1 protein-coding gene is annotated in these 19,902 nt (G+C 70.0%); it reads left to right on the forward strand.

Annotation, left to right across the window (positions count from 1 at the left end; genetic code table 11):
• Positions 1 to 19,819 (forward strand): non-ribosomal peptide synthase/polyketide synthase (locus tag IRT45_RS21245; RefSeq protein WP_194807593.1); only part of this gene is annotated, 19,819 nt, incomplete at its 5' end.
• Positions 19,820 to 19,902 lie beyond the last annotated feature (83 nt).

The following is a 19,902-nucleotide window of genomic DNA, read 5'->3' on the forward strand; positions in this document are numbered from 1 at the left end:
GATGTGGTTCCTCAACCGCTTCGATCCCGAATCCGCGGTGGACAACATCCCGGCCGCGGTGCGGCTGTCGGGTCTGCTGGACCGGCAGGCACTGCAGATCGCGGTCGCCGATGTGCTGGCGCGCCACGAATCGCTGCGCACCCGCTACCCCGAGGTGGACGGGACCGCCTACCAGGAGATCGTGCCGACCTCGAAGGTCATCCCCGATCTCACGCCGATCGACGTCACCGAAACCGAACTGCCGCAGCGCATTTCGGAACTGGTCGGCACCGGCTTCGACGTCACCGTCGAGGTGCCGTTCCGGGCCCGGCTGTTCGAGGTCAGCCCGACCGAACACGTGCTGGCCCTGGTGGTGCACCACATCTCCGCCGACGGCTTCTCGATGGGCCCGCTGACCCGCGACGTGATGACCGCCTACGGTGCGCGCGTCGAGGGCGGCGAACCGGCCTGGGCGCCGCTGCCGGTGCAGTACGCCGACTTCGCGCTCTGGCAGCGCGAGGTGCTCGGCCGCGAGGACGATCCGGAATCGGTGATCGCCGACCAGATCGAGTATTGGCGCGACGCACTGCGCGGAGTGCCCGAACAGCTCGAACTGCCCGCCGACCGGCCGCGTCCGGCGGTCGCCTCCGGCCGCGGTGCGACGCACACCTTCCACATCGACGCCGACGTGCACGCCCGGCTCGCCGAGCTGGCCCGCACCCGCGGCGCCACCATGTTCATGGTCACGCACGCGGCGCTGGCGCTGGTGCTGTCGCGACTGAGCGGGGAGGCCGATATCGCCATCGGCACGCCGGTGGCCGGCCGCGGTGAGCGCGCCCTCGACGATCTGATCGGCATGTTCGTCAACACCCTGGTGTTGCGGACCGAGATCGACGGCGGCGCGAGCTTTACCGATCTGCTGCAGTCGGTGCGCAGCACCGATATCGCCGCCTTCGGGCATGCGGATCTGCCGTTCGAGCGGCTGGTGGAGATTCTGAACCCGGCGCGTTCGCAGGCGCGGCACCCGTTGTTCCAGGTGATGCTGTCGTTCCAGAACACCGGCCAGAACGCCCTGGAACTGCCGGGGCTGACGGTCAGCGGTGTGGAGCTGCCGATCGACACCGCGAAATTCGATCTGCAACTGGTGCTCACCGAGGAGACCGCGGAGACCGCCGACGGTGCCACCGCGGCCGCCGGTATCACCGCCGAATTCGTCTACGCCACCGACCTTTTCGACGGTGAGACGATCGCCGGCTTCGCCGGTCGCCTGGTGCGGGTGCTGTCCGCCGTGGTCGCCGAACCGGCGGCCCGGGTGGGCGACATCGATCTGCTCGCTCCCGCCGAGGCGGCGCGCGAACTGCGCGGCTGGAACAACACCGCACGCCATCTGCCGGTGCGCCGCGAGGGCGCCACCACGCTGCTGGCCGACTTCCACGCCCAGGTCGAGCAGACCCCGGACGCGGTCGCGGTCGTCGATCCGGAAGCCGGCGTCACGCTGACCTACGCCGAATTCGCGGCGCGGGCACAGCGACTCGCGCGGTATCTGGTCGAGGCGGGTGTGGGCCCGGACGCGCGGGTGGCACTGGCCGTGCGGCGTTCACTCGACCTCGTCGTGGCCGCCTACGCGGTGCTGGAGGCCGGTGGCGCGTACGTGCCGCTGGATCTGGAACAGCCGGGTGAGCGCATCCGCTACGTGGTCGACACCGCCGCCCCGATCGCCGTGCTCACCACGGCACGCGACGGCGCGGACATCGATCGCGCGCTCGAGGGGGCCGCGACCGCCGTGCGCATCGACGAGCTGGACCTGTCCCGCTACGCGGACGGCGAACTCGACAACACCGAACGGCGTGCCCCGCTGCGGCCGGAACACCTCGCCTACGTGATCTTCACCTCCGGCTCCACCGGACGACCGAAGGGCGTGGCGGTCTCGCAGGCCGCGGTGGTGAACCAGATCCGCTGGATCACCGCCGAATACGGCATCGGCGCCGATGACGTGGTGCTGTTCAAGACGCCGCCGACCTTCGACGTGTCGGTGTGGGAGCTGTTCGGCGCGACCGCCACCGGCGCGCGCCTGGTGATCGCGGCGCCGGACGGCCACCGCGATCCCGGCTACCTCGCCGAGGTGATCGCGGCCCAGCAGGTCACGATGACCTCGTTCGTGCCGTCGATGCTGTCGGTGTTCTCCGACAGCGTGCGCGCGGGTACGGCCGCGGAGGTGTCGTCGCTGCGCACCCTGCTGATCGCGGGTGAGGCGTTCACCGCCGACGCCGCGCAGGCCTACCGCCGGATCGGGACCGCCGAGCTGCACAACCTGTACGGCCCCACCGAATTCACCGTGCACGCCACCGCGATGCCGGTGGCCGCGGATATCGCCGGCGCGGTGCCGATCGGCCTGCCGGTGTGGAACGCGCAGGCCTACATCCTGGACGCGCGGCTGCATCCGGTTCCGGCCGGTGTCGCGGGTGAGCTGTATCTGGCCGGTGCGCAGCTGGCGCGCGGCTACTTCGGCCGCACCGACCTCACCGCGGACCGCTTCGTCGCGAATCCCTTCGGCGGCAGCGGTTCCCGCATGTACCGCACCGGTGACCTGGTGCGCCGCGGCGCCGACGGTGCCATCGAATACCTGGGCCGCACCGACTTCCAGGTGAAGGTGCGCGGTCTGCGCATCGAGCTCGGGGAGATCGAATCCGCGCTCACCGCACAGGATTCGGTCGCGCAGGCGGTGGCCGTGGTGCGTTCCGACGAGCGGATCGGCGAACAGCTGGTCGGCTATGTCGTGCCCGCCGCCGACGCCGGTGAGATCGATGTCGACGCGGTTCGCGCGCAGCTCGCGGCGCGGCTGCCCTCCTATATGGTTCCGGCCGCGATCGTCGTGCTCGACGCCTTGCCGCTGAGCGCGAACGGCAAGCTGGACCGGCGCGCGCTGCCCGCACCGGAATTCGAGGCCCGGGAGTTCCGCGCCCCGACCACTCCGGTCGAGGAGATCGTCGCCGCCACCGTCGCCGAGGTGCTGGGCATCGACACCGAGGCGCGGCCGGTCGGTCTCGACGACGACTTCTTCGAACTGGGCGGCAACTCGCTGATCGCCACCCAGGTGGTCGCCCGCCTGGGCCAGGCGCTGAACACCCGTATCCCGGTGCGGACCCTGTTCGAGGCGCCGACCGTGGCGGCGCTGGCCGCCCGGCTGGAGACCCACGCCGGTTCCGGTGGCCGCCGCGCCCTGGTGGCGGGGCCGCGACCGGAGGAGATTCCGCTCTCGCTGGCCCAGCAGCGGATGTGGTTCCTCAACCGCTTCGACACCGCCAGCGCGGTCAACAACATCCCGATGGCGGTCCGGCTCACCGGAGCGCTCGACGTCGACGCCCTGCGCGAGGCCGTCGCGGATGTGATCGAACGCCACGAGGTGCTGCGCACGGTCTACCCGGAAACCTCCGAAGGCCAGGGCGTGCAGGTGATCTTGCCCGCCGATCGCGACGCGGTGGAACTGGACGCCGAACCGGTGACCGAGGCGCAACTGCCCCAGCGGGTGCGTGAGCTGGTCCTCACCGGCTTCGACGTCACCGCCGCGGTTCCCGTGCGCGCCAAGCTGTTCCGCGTCGAACACGCGAGCGGCAACGGTGCCGGCGAGCCGGCACCGGACTACGTGCTGGTCTTCGTCGTCCACCACATCTCCGGTGACGGCTGGTCGGTGCGGCCGCTGGCCCGCGATGTGATGCTCGCCTACGCGGCTCGCTCGCAGGGCGGCGCGCCGGGCTGGGCACCGCTGCCGGTGCAGTACGCCGATTACGCCCTGTGGCAACGGGAAACGCTCGGTTCCGAGGACGATCCGGAATCGCTGATCGCCCAGCAGGTGTCGTACTGGTCGCAGCATCTGGCCGGTCTGCCCGAGCAGCTGGATCTGCCGTCCGACCGTCCGCGTCCCGCGGTCGCCACCTATCGCGGTGGCGTGCACGAGTTCTCGCTCGACGCCGAGTTGGTGCGGCGGCTCAACGCGCTGGCCCGTGCCCACGGCGCCAGCCTGTTCATGGTGACGCACGCGGCCTTCGCGGCGCTGCTGGCGCGGCTGTCCGGCAGTGACGATCTGGCCATCGGCACCGCCGTCGCCGGCCGTGGTGAGGCCGCGCTGGACGATGCCATCGGCATGTTCGTCAACACGCTGGTGTTGCGCAGCAGCGTCGATCCGGCGATGTCGTTCACCGAATTGCTCTCGCGCACCAAGGAATCCGATCTCGCCGCCTTCGGACACGCGGATCTGCCGTTCGAGCGGCTGGTGGAGATTCTGAATCCGGCGCGTTCGCAAGCGCGGCATCCGCTGTTCCAGGTGATGTTGTCGTTCCAGAACACCGGCGAGGCGTCGTTCGCCCTGCCGGAGCTCGAAGTCAGCGGCCTGCCGCTGGATGTGCTGACCGCGAAATTCGATCTGCACCTGAACCTCACCGAGCGCTTCGCCGCCGACGGTTCCGCCGAAGGTATGTCGGCCGAATTGGCGTACGCCACCGACATGTTCGACGCGCGCACGGTCGCGGCCTTCGCCGATCGCCTGGTCCGGACGCTGGACGCGGTGACCGCGGATCCGGCCGCCCCGCTCGGCGATATCGACCTGCTCGACGCCGTCGAACGCCGCACCATCGTCGACAACTGGAACGCCACCGCCTACGACGTCGACCGTGTCGTCCTCGGCCGGGCGGCCGGTACCGTCGCGCTGACACTGGCCTCGATGTTCGATATGCAGGTCGAACGCGATCCCGACGAACCGGCGCTGACGTTCGAGGGGACAACTCTGTCCTACGGCGAGCTGGCGGCCCGGGTGAACCGGCTCGCCCGCCACCTGATCGAGCAGGGCGTGGGCCCGGATTCGCTGGTGGCGCTGCATATGCGGCGTTCGCTGGAACTGGTCGTCGGCATGTACGCGGTGACGGTCGCCGGTGGTGGCTACGTGCCGCTGGATCCCGACCACCCGGCCGAGCGCACCGAATACGTGCTGACGACCGCGAACCCGGTCTGCGTGCTGACCACCGCGGACAGCCCGCTCGCGGCGCGGCCGGACGTGCCGGTCGTGGCGATCGACGGCCTGGAGTTGTCGGAGTACGGCGAGGACCCGGTGACCGACGCCGACCGCATCGCGCCGCTGCGTCCCGCGCACACCGCCTACGTGATCTTCACCTCCGGTTCCACCGGGCGGCCGAAGGGTGTGGCCGTCAGCCACGCCGCGATCGTGAACCGCCTGGCCTGGATGCAGGACGAGTACGACCTCTACCTCGACGACGTCGTCCTGCAGAAGACGCCCGCCACCTTCGACGTATCGGTGTGGGAGTTCTTCTGGCCGCTGCAGGTCGGCGCGCGCCTGGTCGTCGCCAAGCCCGACGGCCACCGCGATCCGGCCTATCTGGCGGAGCTGATCTCCGCCGAACGCATCACCACCGTGCACTTCGTGCCGTCGATGCTGTCGGTCTTCGTCGCCGCGCTGGACGCCTCCGGCGCCGACTGCACGACGCTGCGCCGGGTGTTCGCCTCCGGTGAGGCGCTGCCCGCGGTCACCGCCCAGCGCCTGATCGAACTGACCGGCGCCCGGCTGCACAACCTCTACGGCCCGACCGAGGCCGCGGTCGACGTCACCTATCACGAGGTGACCGAGGCCGACACGGTCGCGGTGCCGATCGGCCGCCCGGTGTGGAACACCTATGTCTACGTGCTGGATTCGCGGTTGCATCCGGTCGCCACCGGCGTCGCGGGTGAGCTGTACCTGGCCGGTGACCAGCTGGCCCGCGGCTATGTCGCGCGTGCCGATCTGACCTCGGATCGGTTCGTGGCCAACCCCTTCGGGGGCGGGTCCGGGGGGATGGGCGCAGCGGGCGGAGAGCGGATGTACCGCACCGGTGACCTGGTGCGCTGGAACTCCTCCGGTGAGCTGGAATACCTGGGCCGCACCGACTTCCAGGTGAAGTTGCGTGGTCTGCGCATCGAACTGGGCGAGATCGAATCGGCGCTGGTGGCGGTCGACGCGGTCGCGCAGGCCGTGGTGGTCGTGCGCTCCGACGACCGGCTCGGCGATCAGTTGGTCGCCTATGTGGTGCCCGCGACCGGCGCCGTCGTCGACGCCGACGTCGTGCGTACCGAACTCGGCGAGGCGCTGCCCGGCTACATGGTGCCCTCGGCCTTCGTGGTGCTGGACGCGTTCCCGCTCAACGCCTCCGGCAAGCTGGACCGCAAGGCGCTGCCGGCACCGGTGTTCGAGGCCCGGCAGTTCCGCGCCCCGGCCACCCCGATCGAGGAGATCGTGGCCGGCACGTTCAGCGATGTGCTGGGCGTGACCCGGGTCGGTCTCGACGACGACTTCTTCGAACTGGGTGGCAACTCGCTGATCGCCACCCAGGTGACCGCCCGCCTGGGCGCCGCGCTCGACACCCAGCTGGCGGTCCGCGATCTGTTCGAGGCATCGACCGTCGCCGCCCTGGCCGCGCGCCTGGAGCAGGGCGCCGGATCCGGCCGCACCCGGCCGAAACTGGTGGCCGGGCAACGGCCGCAACGGATTCCGCTCTCGCCGGCGCAGCAGCGCTACTGGTTCCTCAACCAGTTCGACACCACCACCTCCGCGGTGGACAACATTCCGCTCGCGGTGCGGTTGTCGGGTGCGCTCGACGTCGCGGCCATGGAACGCGCACTCGGTGACGTGCTGGCCCGCCACGAGGTGCTGCGCACCACCTACCCGCGTTCGGCGGACGGCCCGCACCAGGTGATCCTGCCCGCGACCGATACCGCTCCCGCGCTGGAGCCGGTGGCGGTCGACGAGTCCGAATTACTGGACCGCATCATCGGATTCGCGATGACCACCTTCGACGTCACCGCCGAGGTGCCGCTGAAGGTCGCGTTGTTCCGGATCACCGGCGGCGACCAGTCGGCGGAGGAACACGTCCTCGCGTTCACCGTCCACCACGTCGCCGCCGACGGCTCCTCGATGGGACCGCTGGCCCGTGATCTGATGGCGGCCTACGCCGCACGCGTCCAGGGTGAGGCGCCGCAGTGGACGCCGCTGCCGGTGCAGTACGCCGACTACGCGCTGTGGCAGCGCGAGGTGCTCGGATCCGAGGAGGATCCGGAATCGCTGGCCGCCCAGCAGGTGGCCTACTGGACCGCGGCTCTCGGCGGGCTGCCGGATCAGCTGGAACTGCCGACCGACCGTCCGCGTCCGCCGGCCCAGTCGTTCCAGGGCAAGGCGATTCGCTTCGAGATCGATCCACAGCGCCACGCCCGCCTGCACGAGCTGGCGCGGGCGAACAACGCCTCGCTGTTCATGGTCGTGCACGCGGCGCTGGCCGTGCTGCTCTCGCGCCTGTCGGGTACCGACGACATCGCCGTCGGCACCCCGATCGCCGGACGTGGTGAGCGCGAACTCGACGATCTGATCGGCATGTTCGTCAACACGCTGGTGTTCCGCACTCGCATCGACGGCAACGCGAGTTTCGCCGAGCTGCTCGCCGATGTGCGCGAGCGCGACCTCGAGGCCTTCACCAACGCCGACGTGCCCTTCGAGCGGCTGGTCGAGGTGCTCAACCCGGTGCGGTCCACCGCGCGCAACCCGCTGTTCCAGGTGGGCCTGTCGTTCCAGAACCTGGCCGAGACCGCCCTGGAGCTGCCCGGTCTCTCGGTGAGCGCGGTGAATTTCGATTCCCAGCTGGCCAAGACCGATCTGCACGTCACGCTCTACGACCGCTACGCCGAGGACGGTTCGCCGGCCGAGATCATCACCGAATTCGGTTATGCCATCGACCTTTTCGACGAGTCGACGGTGCAGGGCTTCGCGGACCGGTTCGTCCGGGTGCTCGATGCGGTGATCGCGGACGTGTCCGGCCCGGTCGGTGATATCGACCTGCTGGATCCGGCCGAGAACGAGCGGATCCTGCGGCAGTGGAACGAGACCACCCACCCGATCGACACCGAGGCGACGCTGGTGTCGCTGCTCGATGCGACGGTCGCCGCCGATTCGACCGCGGTCGCGCTGGTGGTCGACACCGAGGCCACCGGCACGGCGCAGCAGGTGCTGACCTACGGCGACCTCGACGCGCGGGTGAACCGCCTGGCGCGCTACCTCGTCGAATGCGGGATCGGCACCGAGGATCGGGTGGCGCTGGCGCTGGGCCGCTCGGTGGAGCTGATCGTCGCGATGTACGCGGTGGCCAAGACCGGTGCGGCGTACGTGCCGATCGATCCGGGCCAGCCCGCCGAACGCATCGACTACATCCTCGAGACGGCGGCCCCCGCGTGCGTGCTGACCACCTCGGCCGTCGTCGCGGCCACCGCCGGCGACGACGAGGAGAGCGCGCTGCGCTGGACCCCGCAGCGTCCGGTGATCGAACTCGACGGGCTCGAGCTCTCCGGTTACTCGGCGGCGCCGATCACCGCGGGGGAGCGGTTGCGTGAGCTCACCGCCGGCAACGCCGCGTACGTGATCTTCACCTCCGGATCCACCGGCCGCCCCAAGGGTGTGGTGGTGTCGCACGGCGCGATCGTCAACCAGTTGCGCTGGGAGATTGCCGAATTCGGCCTCGGGTCCGGAGATTCGGTGCTGCTCAAGACCGCGGCCACCTTCGACCTGTCGGTGTGGGAGTTCTGGACCGCCGCCGCCTGCGGTGGCCGCCTGGTGGTGGCCGCGCCCGAGGGGCATCGCGATCCGGCCTACCTCAACGATCTGATGCTCGGCACCGCCGTCACCACGCTGCACGTGGTGCCGTCGATGCTGGACGCCCTGCTCACCGAGAGCGAAGGCATGCTCAGCTCGTCGCTGAAGCGGGTGCTCGCCATCGGTGAGGCGCTGCCGGCCGCGACCGCGCAGCGCTTCCTGCAGACCGCCGAGGCCGCGCTGTTCAACCTGTACGGCCCGACCGAGGCCGCGGTCTCGATCACCAGCCACCGCGTCACCGCCGCCGACCGGCAGTCGGTGTCGATCGGCGCGCCGGAGTGGAACAGCCGGGTGTACGTGCTGGATTCGCGGCTGCGGCCCGTTCCGGTGGGCGTGCCGGGTGAGCTGTACCTGGCCGGTGCGCAACTCGCGCGCGGCTACTTCGGTCGCGCGGATCTGACCGCGGACCGATTCGTCGCCGATCCGTTCGGGACGCCGGGCACGCGGATGTACCGCACCGGTGACCTGGTGGCCTGGACCGAGCGGGGTGAACTGGACTACCGGGGCCGCACCGACTTCCAGGTGAAGATCCGCGGTTTCCGCATCGAACTCGGCGAGATCGAGGCGGTGCTGCTGCGGCAGCCGGTCGTCACCGCGACCGCCGTCGTCGCGCACGCGGATCCGAATCTGGGCGATCGCCTGGTCGCCTATGTGGTCGGCACCGCCGAACTGGACAAGCAGTCGCTGCAGGCCGCACTGGCCGAACAGCTGCCGTCCTACATGGTGCCGTCGGTGTTCATGCAGCTGGACGCGTTGCCGCTGAACGCCAACGGCAAACTGGACCGCGCCGCGCTGCCCGAACCGGTCTTCGAGAAGGCCGTCTTCCGCGCGCCGGTGACCCCGATCGAGCAGATCGTGGCCAACACCTTCGCCGATGTGCTGCGCAAGGAATCCGGCACGATGGGCCGCGACGACGACTTCTTCGCGTGGGGCGGTAACTCGCTGCTCGCCACGCAGGTCGCCGCGCGCCTGGGCGAGGCCCTGAACACCCGGGTGCCGGTGCGCCTGCTGTTCGAGGCCTCCACGGTCGCCGCGCTCGCCACCCGGGTCGAGCATCACGCCGACGCCGGCGGTCGCCGCGCGCTGACCGCAGCCCCGCGCCCGCCGCGGATCCCGCTGTCGCTGGCGCAGCAGCGGATGTGGTTCCTCAACCGCTTCGACACCGCCTCGGCCGCCTACAACGTGCCGATCGCGGTGCGATTGAGCGGTGCGCTGGACGTGTCGGCGCTGCGGGCCGCGATGGCGGATCTGGTGGCGCGCCACGAGATCCTGCGGACCGTCTACCCGCAGACCGATCAGGGCCCGGTACAGGTGATCCTGCCCGCGGCCCAGGCGATTCCGGAGCTCGAACTGCGCGTGGTCGATGCCGCCGCGGTGGAGTCCGAGGTGGTCGCGCTGATCAACGGCAGCTTCGACGTCACCACCGAGGTGCCGGTGCGGGTCGCGCTGTTCGAGGTCCGCTCCGACAGCGATACCGAAACCGCGAGCGGCACAGGTGAATACGTGCTCGCGATGGTCGTGCATCACATCTCCGGCGACGGTTCGTCGGTGGGCCCGCTGACCCGCGATCTGATGACCGCCTACGCGGCCCGCGCGGCCGCGCTGGCACCGAACTGGGCGCCGCTGGCGGTCCAGTACGCCGACTACAGCATCTGGCAGCGCGAACTGCTGGGCAGCGAGGACGATCCGGATTCGCTGGCCTCCAAGCAGGTCGCGTACTGGAAGCAGGCGCTGGCCGAGCTGCCCGATCAGCTCGATCTGCCGTCGGATCGCCCGCGTCCGGCCGTGCAGAGTTTCGCCGGCGGCAAGGTCGAGATGCGCATCGATGCCGACCTGCATCGCGCGCTGATCGACCTGGCCCGCACCGAGGGCGCGACGCTGTTCATGGTCGTGCACACCGCGCTGGCGGTTCTGCTGTCGCGGCTGTCGGGTTCCGACGACATCGCCATCGGCACTCCGATGGCCGGTCGCGGTGAGGCCGTACTCGACGACCTGATCGGTATGTTCGTCAACACCCTGGTGTTCCGGACACGGGTCGACGCCGGGGCCGGCTTCACCGAACTGCTGGGGCGTCAACGCGATATCGACATCCAGGCCTTCGCCAACGCCGACGTGCCGTTCGAGCGGCTGGTCGAGGTGCTCAACCCGGTGCGCTCCACCGCGCGGCATCCGCTGTTCCAGGTCGGTCTGTCGTTCCAGAACCTGGCCCAGGCCACGCTGGAACTGCCGGGCCTGCGGGTCAGCGGGCTGGACTTCGACACCCAGCTCTCGCAGTTCGACCTGCACCTGATCGCCACCGACCGCTACAGCGACACCGGTGCGCCCGAAGGCATCACCGGATTCTTCACCTACGCGACCGACCTGTTCGACCACGGCACGGTGGCGGGCTTCGTGGATCGCTTCGTGCGGATGCTGGGCGCGATCGCGGCCGCACCGCGCGCCGCGGTCGGCGATATCGACCTGCTCGACGCCGCCGAACACGAGGCGCTGGTCTCCACCCGCAATGCCACCGACCACCCGGTGGACCGGTCGGCGACGCTGGCCTCGCTGCTGGACGCGACGGTCGACACCCACTCCGAGCGGGACGCGCTGGTCGGCGCCGACGGTGCGCGGGTGACCTACGCCGAACTCGACCGCCGGGTGAATCTGCTGGCCCGCCATCTGATTTCGCTCGGTGTCGGGCCGGAGTCGCGGGTCGCGCTGGCGATGCGCCGCTCGGTCGACCTGGTGGTCGCCATGTACGCGGTGACCGTGGCCGGCGGCGCCTATGTGCCGGTGGATCCGGATCAGCCGGCCGAACGCACCGGCTACATCCTCGACACCGCCGATGTGGTGTGTGTGCTCACCGATGCCGACGCCGGATTCGAGACCGAGGTCGCCCCGGTGGTCCGCGTCGACGACCTCGACGCCACCGGTGACGATTCGCCGATCGAGGACGCCGAGCGGGTCGCGCCGCTGCTCCCGCAGCACACCGCCTATGTCATCTTCACCTCCGGTTCCACCGGTCGGCCGAAGGGTGTGGCGGTCCCGCACGCCGCGGTGGTCAACCAGTTGCTGTGGAAGATCGCCGAATTCGGCCTGGGCGCCGAGGATTCGGTGCTGCTGAAGACCGCGGCCACCTTCGACCTGTCGGTCTGGGAGTTCTGGTCCGCGGCCGTCGCCGGCGGGCGTCTGGTGATCGCGGCGCCGGACGGCCACCGCGACCCGGCCTACCTCAACGAGCTGATGGCCCGCGAAGCGGTCACCACGCTGCATGTGGTGCCCTCGATGCTGGACGCGCTGCTCACCGAATCCGATGGGACGCTGACGAATTCGCTGCGTCGCGTGCTGGCGATCGGTGAGGCGCTGCCGGGCGCGACCGCGCAGCGGTTCCGCCGCGACAACGCCGGTGAACTGTTCAACCTGTACGGCCCGACCGAGGCCGCGGTCTCGATTACCAGCCACCGCGTCACCGCGGACGAACAGCAGTCGGTCGCGATCGGTGCGCCGGAGTGGAACAGCCGGGTCTACGTGCTGGATTCGCGCCTGCACCCGGTTCCGGACGGCGTCGCCGGTGAGCTGTATCTGGCCGGTGCACAGCTGGCCCGCGGCTACTTCGCGCGGCCGGACCTGACCGCGGACCGGTTCGTGGCCAATCCCTTCGAACCCGGCACCCGGATGTACCGCACCGGTGACCTGGTGAGCTGGAACGCGCAGGGCGAACTGGACTATCAGGGCCGCACCGACTTCCAGGTCAAGATCCGCGGCTTCCGCATCGAACTCGGCGAGATCGAGTCGGCGCTGCTCGGCCTGGACGAGGTCGCGCAGGTCGCGGTGCTCGCGAAGTCGGATCCGCGCATCGGCGACCGGCTGGTCGCCTATCTGGTCCCGGCCGGCGAGAGCCTCGACATCGACGGGGTGAAGTCGGCGCTGAACGCGGCGTTGCCGTCGTACATGGTGCCCTCGGCATTCGTCGAACTGGACGCGTTGCCGCTGAACATCAACGGCAAACTCGACCGGCGCGCGCTGCCCGAACCGGAATTCGAGACCACCGCCTTCCGGGCGCCCTCGACACCGATCGAAGAGGCGGTCGCCTCCGTATACACCGACGTGCTGTCGGTCGAGCGGGTCGGCGCCGACGACGACTTCTTCGCCCTCGGCGGCAACTCGCTGCTGGCCACCCAGGTCGCCGCGCGCCTCGGTGCGCTGCTCGACACCCGGGTGCCGGTGCGCGCGCTGTTCGAAGCCTCGACGGTGGCCGGGCTGGCCGCCAAGGTCGAACAGCAGGCCGGTGCCGGTGGCCGCCCGCCGTTGACCGCGGGACCGCGCCCCGAGCACATCCCGCTGTCGCTGGCGCAGAACCGCATGTGGTTCCTCAACCAGTTCGACACCACCTCGTCGGTGGACAACATCCCGGTGGCGATCCGGCTCTCCGGTGCGCTCGATGTGTCCGCGCTGCGGGAGGCGGTCGCCGATCTCATCGCACGCCACGAGATCCTGCGCACGGTCTATCCCGAGACCGACGCCGGTCCGGTGCAGCGGGTGCTGTCGCCGGCCGAGGTGGCGATCGATCTCGAGCCGGTGCGGATCGACGAATCCGGCGTGGTCGAGGCCGTCGCCGCCGCGGTGACGACCGGTTTCGACGTGACCGCGCAGATTCCGTTCCACATCCGCCTGTTCCAGATCACCGACACCGACTTCGTGCTGGTCTTCGTCGCGCACCACATCGCGGCCGACGGCTGGTCGATGGGCCCGCTGACCCGGGATCTGATGGTGGCCTACGCCTCGCGCGCCGAGGGTGCGGCACCGGCGTGGGCGCCGATGCCGGTGCAGTACGCCGACTTCAGCATCTGGCAGCGCGATCTGCTCGGCTCCGAGGACGATCCGGAGAGTCTGCTCAGCGCCCAGGCCGACTACTGGCGGCAGGCGCTGGCCGGAATTCCGGACGAGCTGAACCTGCCCGCGGACCGCCCGCGGCCGACCGTGCAGTCGTTCCAGGGCGGCCGGGTGCTGTTCCCGATCGGCAACGAGCTGTACGACGGGTTGCAGCGCACCGCCCGGGAACAGAACGCGACGCTGTTCATGGTCGTGCACACCGCGCTCGCGCTGTTCCTGGCGCGGATGTCGGGTACCGACGACATCGCGATCGGCACTCCGATCGCGGGCCGCGGCGAGGCCGAACTCGACGATCTGATCGGCATGTTCGTCAACACGCTGGTGCTGCGGACCCATGTGCGCGGTGAGCTGACCTTCGGTGAGCTGCTGAGCCACGCCAAGGATGCGGATCTGCAGGCCTTCGCGCATGCCGACATTCCGTTCGAGCGGCTGGTCGAACTGCTCAATCCCGAACGCTCCACCGCGCGGCATCCGCTGTTCCAGGTGGCGCTGTCGTTCGAGAACCTGCCCGAGAGCACGTTCGAACTGCCCGGATTGCACGTCTCGGCACTCGATTTCGACGTCGACACCGCGAAATTCGACCTGTCGCTGACGGTTCGGGAATCCGACGACGGCCGCAACGGCATGTACGCCGAATTCTCCTATGCGCGTGACCTTTTCGACGAGGCCACGGTGGAGGTGTTCGCGCAGCGCTTCACCCGTCTGCTCGAGGCGATCGTCGCGCAGCCGCAGACCGAGGTCGGCGATCTGTCGCTGCTGGCCGCCGACGAGTACGAGTTGCTCACCCACGTCCACGGCGACGAGGTGATGGCGACCGGCCTGCTGCCGGATCTGATGAGCCACGGCGTGCGGCTCGGCCGGGATCGAATCGCGGTGCGCTACAACGGTGAATCGATCACCTACGGCGAACTCGACGACCGGTCCTCGCGCCTGGCGCGGGTGCTGATCGACCGCGGTGTCGGACCCGAGCAACTGGTCGCGGTCTCGTTCCCGCGGTCCTACGAGATGGTGCTGGCCGTGCTGGCCGTCACCAAGGCCGGTGGCGCGCACGTTCCGGTGGATCCGAACTATCCCGAGGATCGGGTGCGCCACATGCTCACCGATTCCGGTGCGCTGCTGGGTATCACGGGTTCGGCGTATGTCGGCGACCTGCCCGGCGACGTGGAATGGCTGGTCCTCGACGATCCGGCGACCGACGAGCTGTGCGCCGCGCAGTCGGCGGCGCCGGTGACCGATGCCGACCGGCGTGCCCCGCTGCAGATGGCGCACCCCGCGTACGTCATCTACACCTCGGGTTCGACCGGTAAGCCCAAGGGCGTCACGGTGACCCATGCCGGTCTCGGCGGTCTCGCGGATGTGGCGACGAGCCTGTACGGCTTGGAGCCGCAGCATCGGTTCCTGCACATCTGCTCGCCCAGCTTCGACCCGTCGGTGCTGGAGTGGGTATGCGCGTTCTACGTCGGCGCCACCCTGGTGATCACGCCGCCGCAGATCATCGGTGGCCCGGAACTGGCGGAACTGCTGCGCACCGAGCAGGTCACCCACACCATCATCACGCCCGCGGTGCTGGGCACGATGGATCCGGCCGACCAGGAGCAGTTGCTGGTGACGTCGGTGGGTGGCGATGTGACCACGCCGGAACTGCTGGCGAAGTGGCAGCCGGGACGCAAGTACTTCAACGCCTACGGTCCGACCGAGACGACGATCATCTCCTCGTACGCGCGGTTGTTCCCGGGTAACCACATCACCATCGGCACCCCGGTGCACGGTATGTCGGCGTTGGTGCTCGACGCCCGGATGAACCCGGTGCCGCCGGGTGTGGCCGGTGAGCTGTTCCTGTCCGGTGGTGCGGTGGCCCGCGGCTACCAGCATCGGCCGGGGCTGACCGCGGAGCGGTTCGTCGCCAACCCGTGGGGTGCGCCCGGAACTCGCATGTACCGCACCGGTGACGTGGTGCGGTGGTACGCCGAACCGGATGTGCGCGGTGGCAACATCGCCCGCCCGGAGGTGCCGTGGGAGCTCGACTACGTCGGCCGCACCGACTTCCAGGTGAAGATCCGCGGCTTCCGCATCGAACTCGGTGAGATCGACGCGGTGCTCGGCCGGCATCCGGATGTCGAATTCGCGATCACCATCGGCCGCGAAACCGCCGCCGGTGCGACGATTCTGGTGTCCTACGTGCTCGGCGTGCCGGGGCGCGCGGTCGATCCCGCGGCGGTCACCGACCATGTGGCCGCCGTGCTGCCGCCGCATATGGTGCCCTCGGCGATCGTGGTCCTGGACGAGATTCCGCTGACTCCGGTCGGCAAGCTCGACCGCAAGGCGTTGCCGGAACCCCAGCTCGCGCCGCGCGAGTTCCGGGCGCCGACCAGTGCGCTCGAGTCGACCATCGCCGAGGTGTTCGCCGAGGTGCTGGGCGTCGATCAGGTCGGGCTCGACGATTCGTTCTTCGCGCTCGGCGGTGACTCGATCCTGTCGATCCAGCTGGTCTCGCGGGCCAAGGCGCGCGGTGTGCTGTTCACGCCGCGGCAGGTCTTCGAACGGCGCAGCGTGGCCGCGCTGGCCGAGATCGCCACCCGTGCGGGTGAGGCCGAGCAGCAGGTGCTGGCCGAACTGCCCGGGGGCGGTGTCGGCGAGATCCCGCTGACGCCGATCATGGCCTCGATCCTCGGCACCGGCTCGTCGTATCAACGGTTCTCGCAGGCCATGGCGCTGCGACTGCCCGACGACACCGACCGGGAGACCCTGGTCGCCACCGTCGCCGCGGTCGTCGATCACCACGATGTGCTGCGAACCAGATTGCGGCGCAACGAATCCGCCGCCGTGAACGCCACGGACGGGTGGACGTTCGAGGCGCTGGAGCAGGGCGCGATCGATGTCGGCGCCCTGGTGCATCGGGTCGAGTTGCCCGGCGACATCTCCGAGGCGGAACTGTCGCGCCGGGCGAGCGCCGAATACGACGCCGCGCTGGGTCGTCTCGATCCGGCGAACGCGGTGATGACGCAGTTCCTGTGGTTCGCCTTCACCGGTGCGCAGGACGACGCCGCGCCGCGTCGCCGGGACGTACTTGTGATCGTCGCCCATCACTTCGTGGTCGACGGTGTGTCGTGGCGCATCCTGATCCCGGATCTCGCGGTGGCCTGGTCGCAGCTGAAGTCGGGGCAGGCCGTGACGTTGCCGGCGAACGGCACCTCCATGCGCCGCTGGGCACACGCCCTGGTCGACGCCGCCGGTGCCCGGGCCGCGGAACTGCCGTTCTGGCAGCAGATTTCGGCGGCCGAGGATCCGGTGCTGGGCGAGCGCGCGTTCGACCCCGCGGTCGACACCTTCGCCACCGTCGATCGGGTCGAGGTGCTGCTCCCGGCCGAGGTGACCGATGCGGTGCTGACCGGCGTGCCGGACAAGTACCGGGCCGGCGTCGACGACGGCCTGCTGTCGGCGCTCGCGCTGGCGGTGAGCACGTGGCGCGGTGAATCCGCGGGTGGTGCGGCGCTGGTGAAGCTCGAGGGCCACGGCCGCGAGGAGAGTGTGGTTCCGGGCGCCGATCTGTCGCGCACGGTCGGCTGGTTCACCAGTGCCTATCCGGTGCGGCTGGATCTGGGACATGCCGATGTGGCGGCCGCCCTGCGTGGTGGAAAAGCGCTGGGTGACATCGTGAAATCGGTGAAGGAGCAGCTGCTCGCGGTGCCGGACAAGGGCATCGGATACGGCCTGCTGCGCTACCTGAATGCCGCGACCGGAACCGAATTGGCCACCGGCACCGCACCCCAGATCAGCTTCAACTATCTGGGCCGCGCGGATACCGGTGCGGGCGCCGAGACGACCGAAAACGCCTCGGGTCCGGTCGGTTTCGACTGGGCGCCGGTGGCGGACCTGGGACAGCTGGACGCCGACATGGATCCGGATATGCCCGCCAACGCCGCGATCGACATCAACGCGATCGTCACCGACGGTCCCGAGGGCGCACAGCTGTCCGCCTCCTTCGCGTTCCCGACCGGGCTGTTCGGCAAGCAGCGCGTGCAGGAGTTCGCGGATCTGTGGGTGGCGGCGCTGACCGCGCTCGCCGACCACGTCCGGCAGCCGGAGGCGGGCGGTCTGACGCCGTCCGATCTGCCGCTGGTCGAGGTCGCACAGTCCGAGATCGACGAGTGGGAACAGCAGGATCCGGGTCTGTCGGATGTCTGGCCGCTCTCGCCGCTGCAGTCGGGTCTGCTGTTCCACGCGATGATGACCCAGCAGACCGTGGACGTCTACACCATGCAGGCCGTGGTGGATCTGGGCGGCGTGGTCGACGAGGACCGGCTGCGGGCGGCCGGCCAGGCCATCCTGGACCGCTATCCGAACCTGCGCGCCTCCTTCGTCACCGATGCCGGTGGCCGGGCGGTGCAGCTGATCTCGGATCGGGTCGAGGTGCCGTGGCAGAGCGTCGATCTGACGGATCTGGCGCAGCCGCAGCGGATTCCGGAGTTGAAGCGCCTGCTCGAAGAGGATCGGGCGACGCACTTCGACATGTCGCGAGGCCCGCTGCTGCGGTTCACGCTGTATCGGACCGACGCCCAGGCGTTCCATCTGGCCATCACGACCCACCACATCCTGGTGGACGGCTGGTCGATGCCGCTGCTGCTGCGGGATCTGCTGGTGCTCTACGCGGTGCGCGGTGATACCGCCGCGCTGCCGCGGGTGTCCTCGTACCGGAACTTCCTGAGCTGGCTGGCCGGGCGCGACCGCGAGGAATCGCTGCGCACCTGGTCGAGGGCACTGGCCGGGGCGGACGAGCCGACCCAGCTCGCACCGCCCGCGCGCGGCCCCGAACACTACGAGATCGAGAAGTTCGTCGCCCAGGTCGACGAGGACCGCACGCGCCGGATCACCAAGTACGCCGCCGAGGTCGGGGTCACGGTGAACACGCTGGTGCAGGCCGCGTGGGGCATTCTGCTCGGCCGGCTCACCGGCCGCGACGACGTGGTGTTCGGCGGGACGGTCTCCGGCCGTCCGCCGGAGCTGACCGGGGTCGAATCGATGGTCGGCCTGTTCATCAACACGCTGCCCGTGCGGGTCGGTGTGGACGACCGCCTGGCGGTCGGTGAGCTGCTGCAGCGCCTGCAGCGCGATCAGGCCGATCTGCTCGACCACCACTACGTCGGCCTCACCGATATCCAGCGGATCGCCGGTGCCGGAGCGCAATTCGACACGCTGCTGGTGTTCGAGTCGTATCCGATGGATACCGACGCGATCGCCGCGGCGAGTTCGATCGACGGCATGTCGGTGACCGGTGTCGGCACCAACGACGCGACCCACTACCCGCTGACGCTGCTGGTGACCGCCGAATCGACGATCGAGGTGACCTGGAAGTACCTCACCAGCCGATTCACCGCCGAGGAGGTGCACACCCTCGCCGAGCGGCTGGGCCGGGTGCTGGACGCGCTGATCGGCGATCCGACGGCCGCGGTCGGCGATATCGACATCCTCGACGCGGAGGAGCGCGCGCGCATCCTCGCCGGCGCCGCGGTGACCGCCGAACCGGTCGCCGAGCCCGGCCGGGTCGGCAGCCGTACGGTGGCCAAGGCCCTCGGCGATGTGGTCGAGGAGGATCCGCAGGCTCCCGCGCTGCTGTCCGGCGACGCCGAAATCCCCTATCACGAGGTGGATTCGCGGTCGTCGAAGCTGGCCCGGGTGCTGATCGGGCGCGGGGTCGGACCGGGCGACATCGTCGCGGTGGCGCTGCCGCATTCGGTGGACGCCGTGGTGGCGCTGTGGGCGATCCAGAAGGCCGGCGCCGCGGCGCTGTTCGCCGACGGCCTGTCCTTCGGTGACATCGTCGCCGCGGGCGCCGGCTGGGGTATCGCGCTGGAACCGGCGGCCAAGTCGGTGCGCTGGCTGGTCCCGACCGATCCGAAGGTGCGCGCGGAAATCGACGCTGCTGCGGCACATCCGGTGTCCTATGCCGACCGGGTCCGGGTCCTGCAGGACGACCATCCGGCCTTCGTGGTCCGGGCGGCCGACGGCACCCTGCGCACACTGACCCAGGAGCAGGCCCTCGAACACGCCGACGCCCTGCGCGCCGAGCACGAGATCGACTACGAGTCGACCACGTACACCACGGCGACGGCGGGCCCGGCAGCACTCGCGGAATTCCTGACCTCCGCGACCGCGGGCGCGCTCTCCGTCCTGCCCAGCGGTGATATCGCCGGCGACCTGGCCGAGGGCGAGGTCAGCCACTGGTTCACGGTGGCGGGCGAGGCGACCGATGCGGCCGACGGCGAGGTGCGGGTGATCGAGGCGGAGTGACCGAGGCCGGTGCACGGGGTGCGGCTGCCCGAACGGGGTGCGGCTGATCTCCGGCACGGGCTTTCGGTCCGAGGTTGTCGTGC

Origin of the sequence: Nocardia sp. BSTN01, assembly GCF_015354405.1 — a bacterium.
Taxonomy (GTDB): domain Bacteria; phylum Actinomycetota; class Actinomycetes; order Mycobacteriales; family Mycobacteriaceae; genus Nocardia.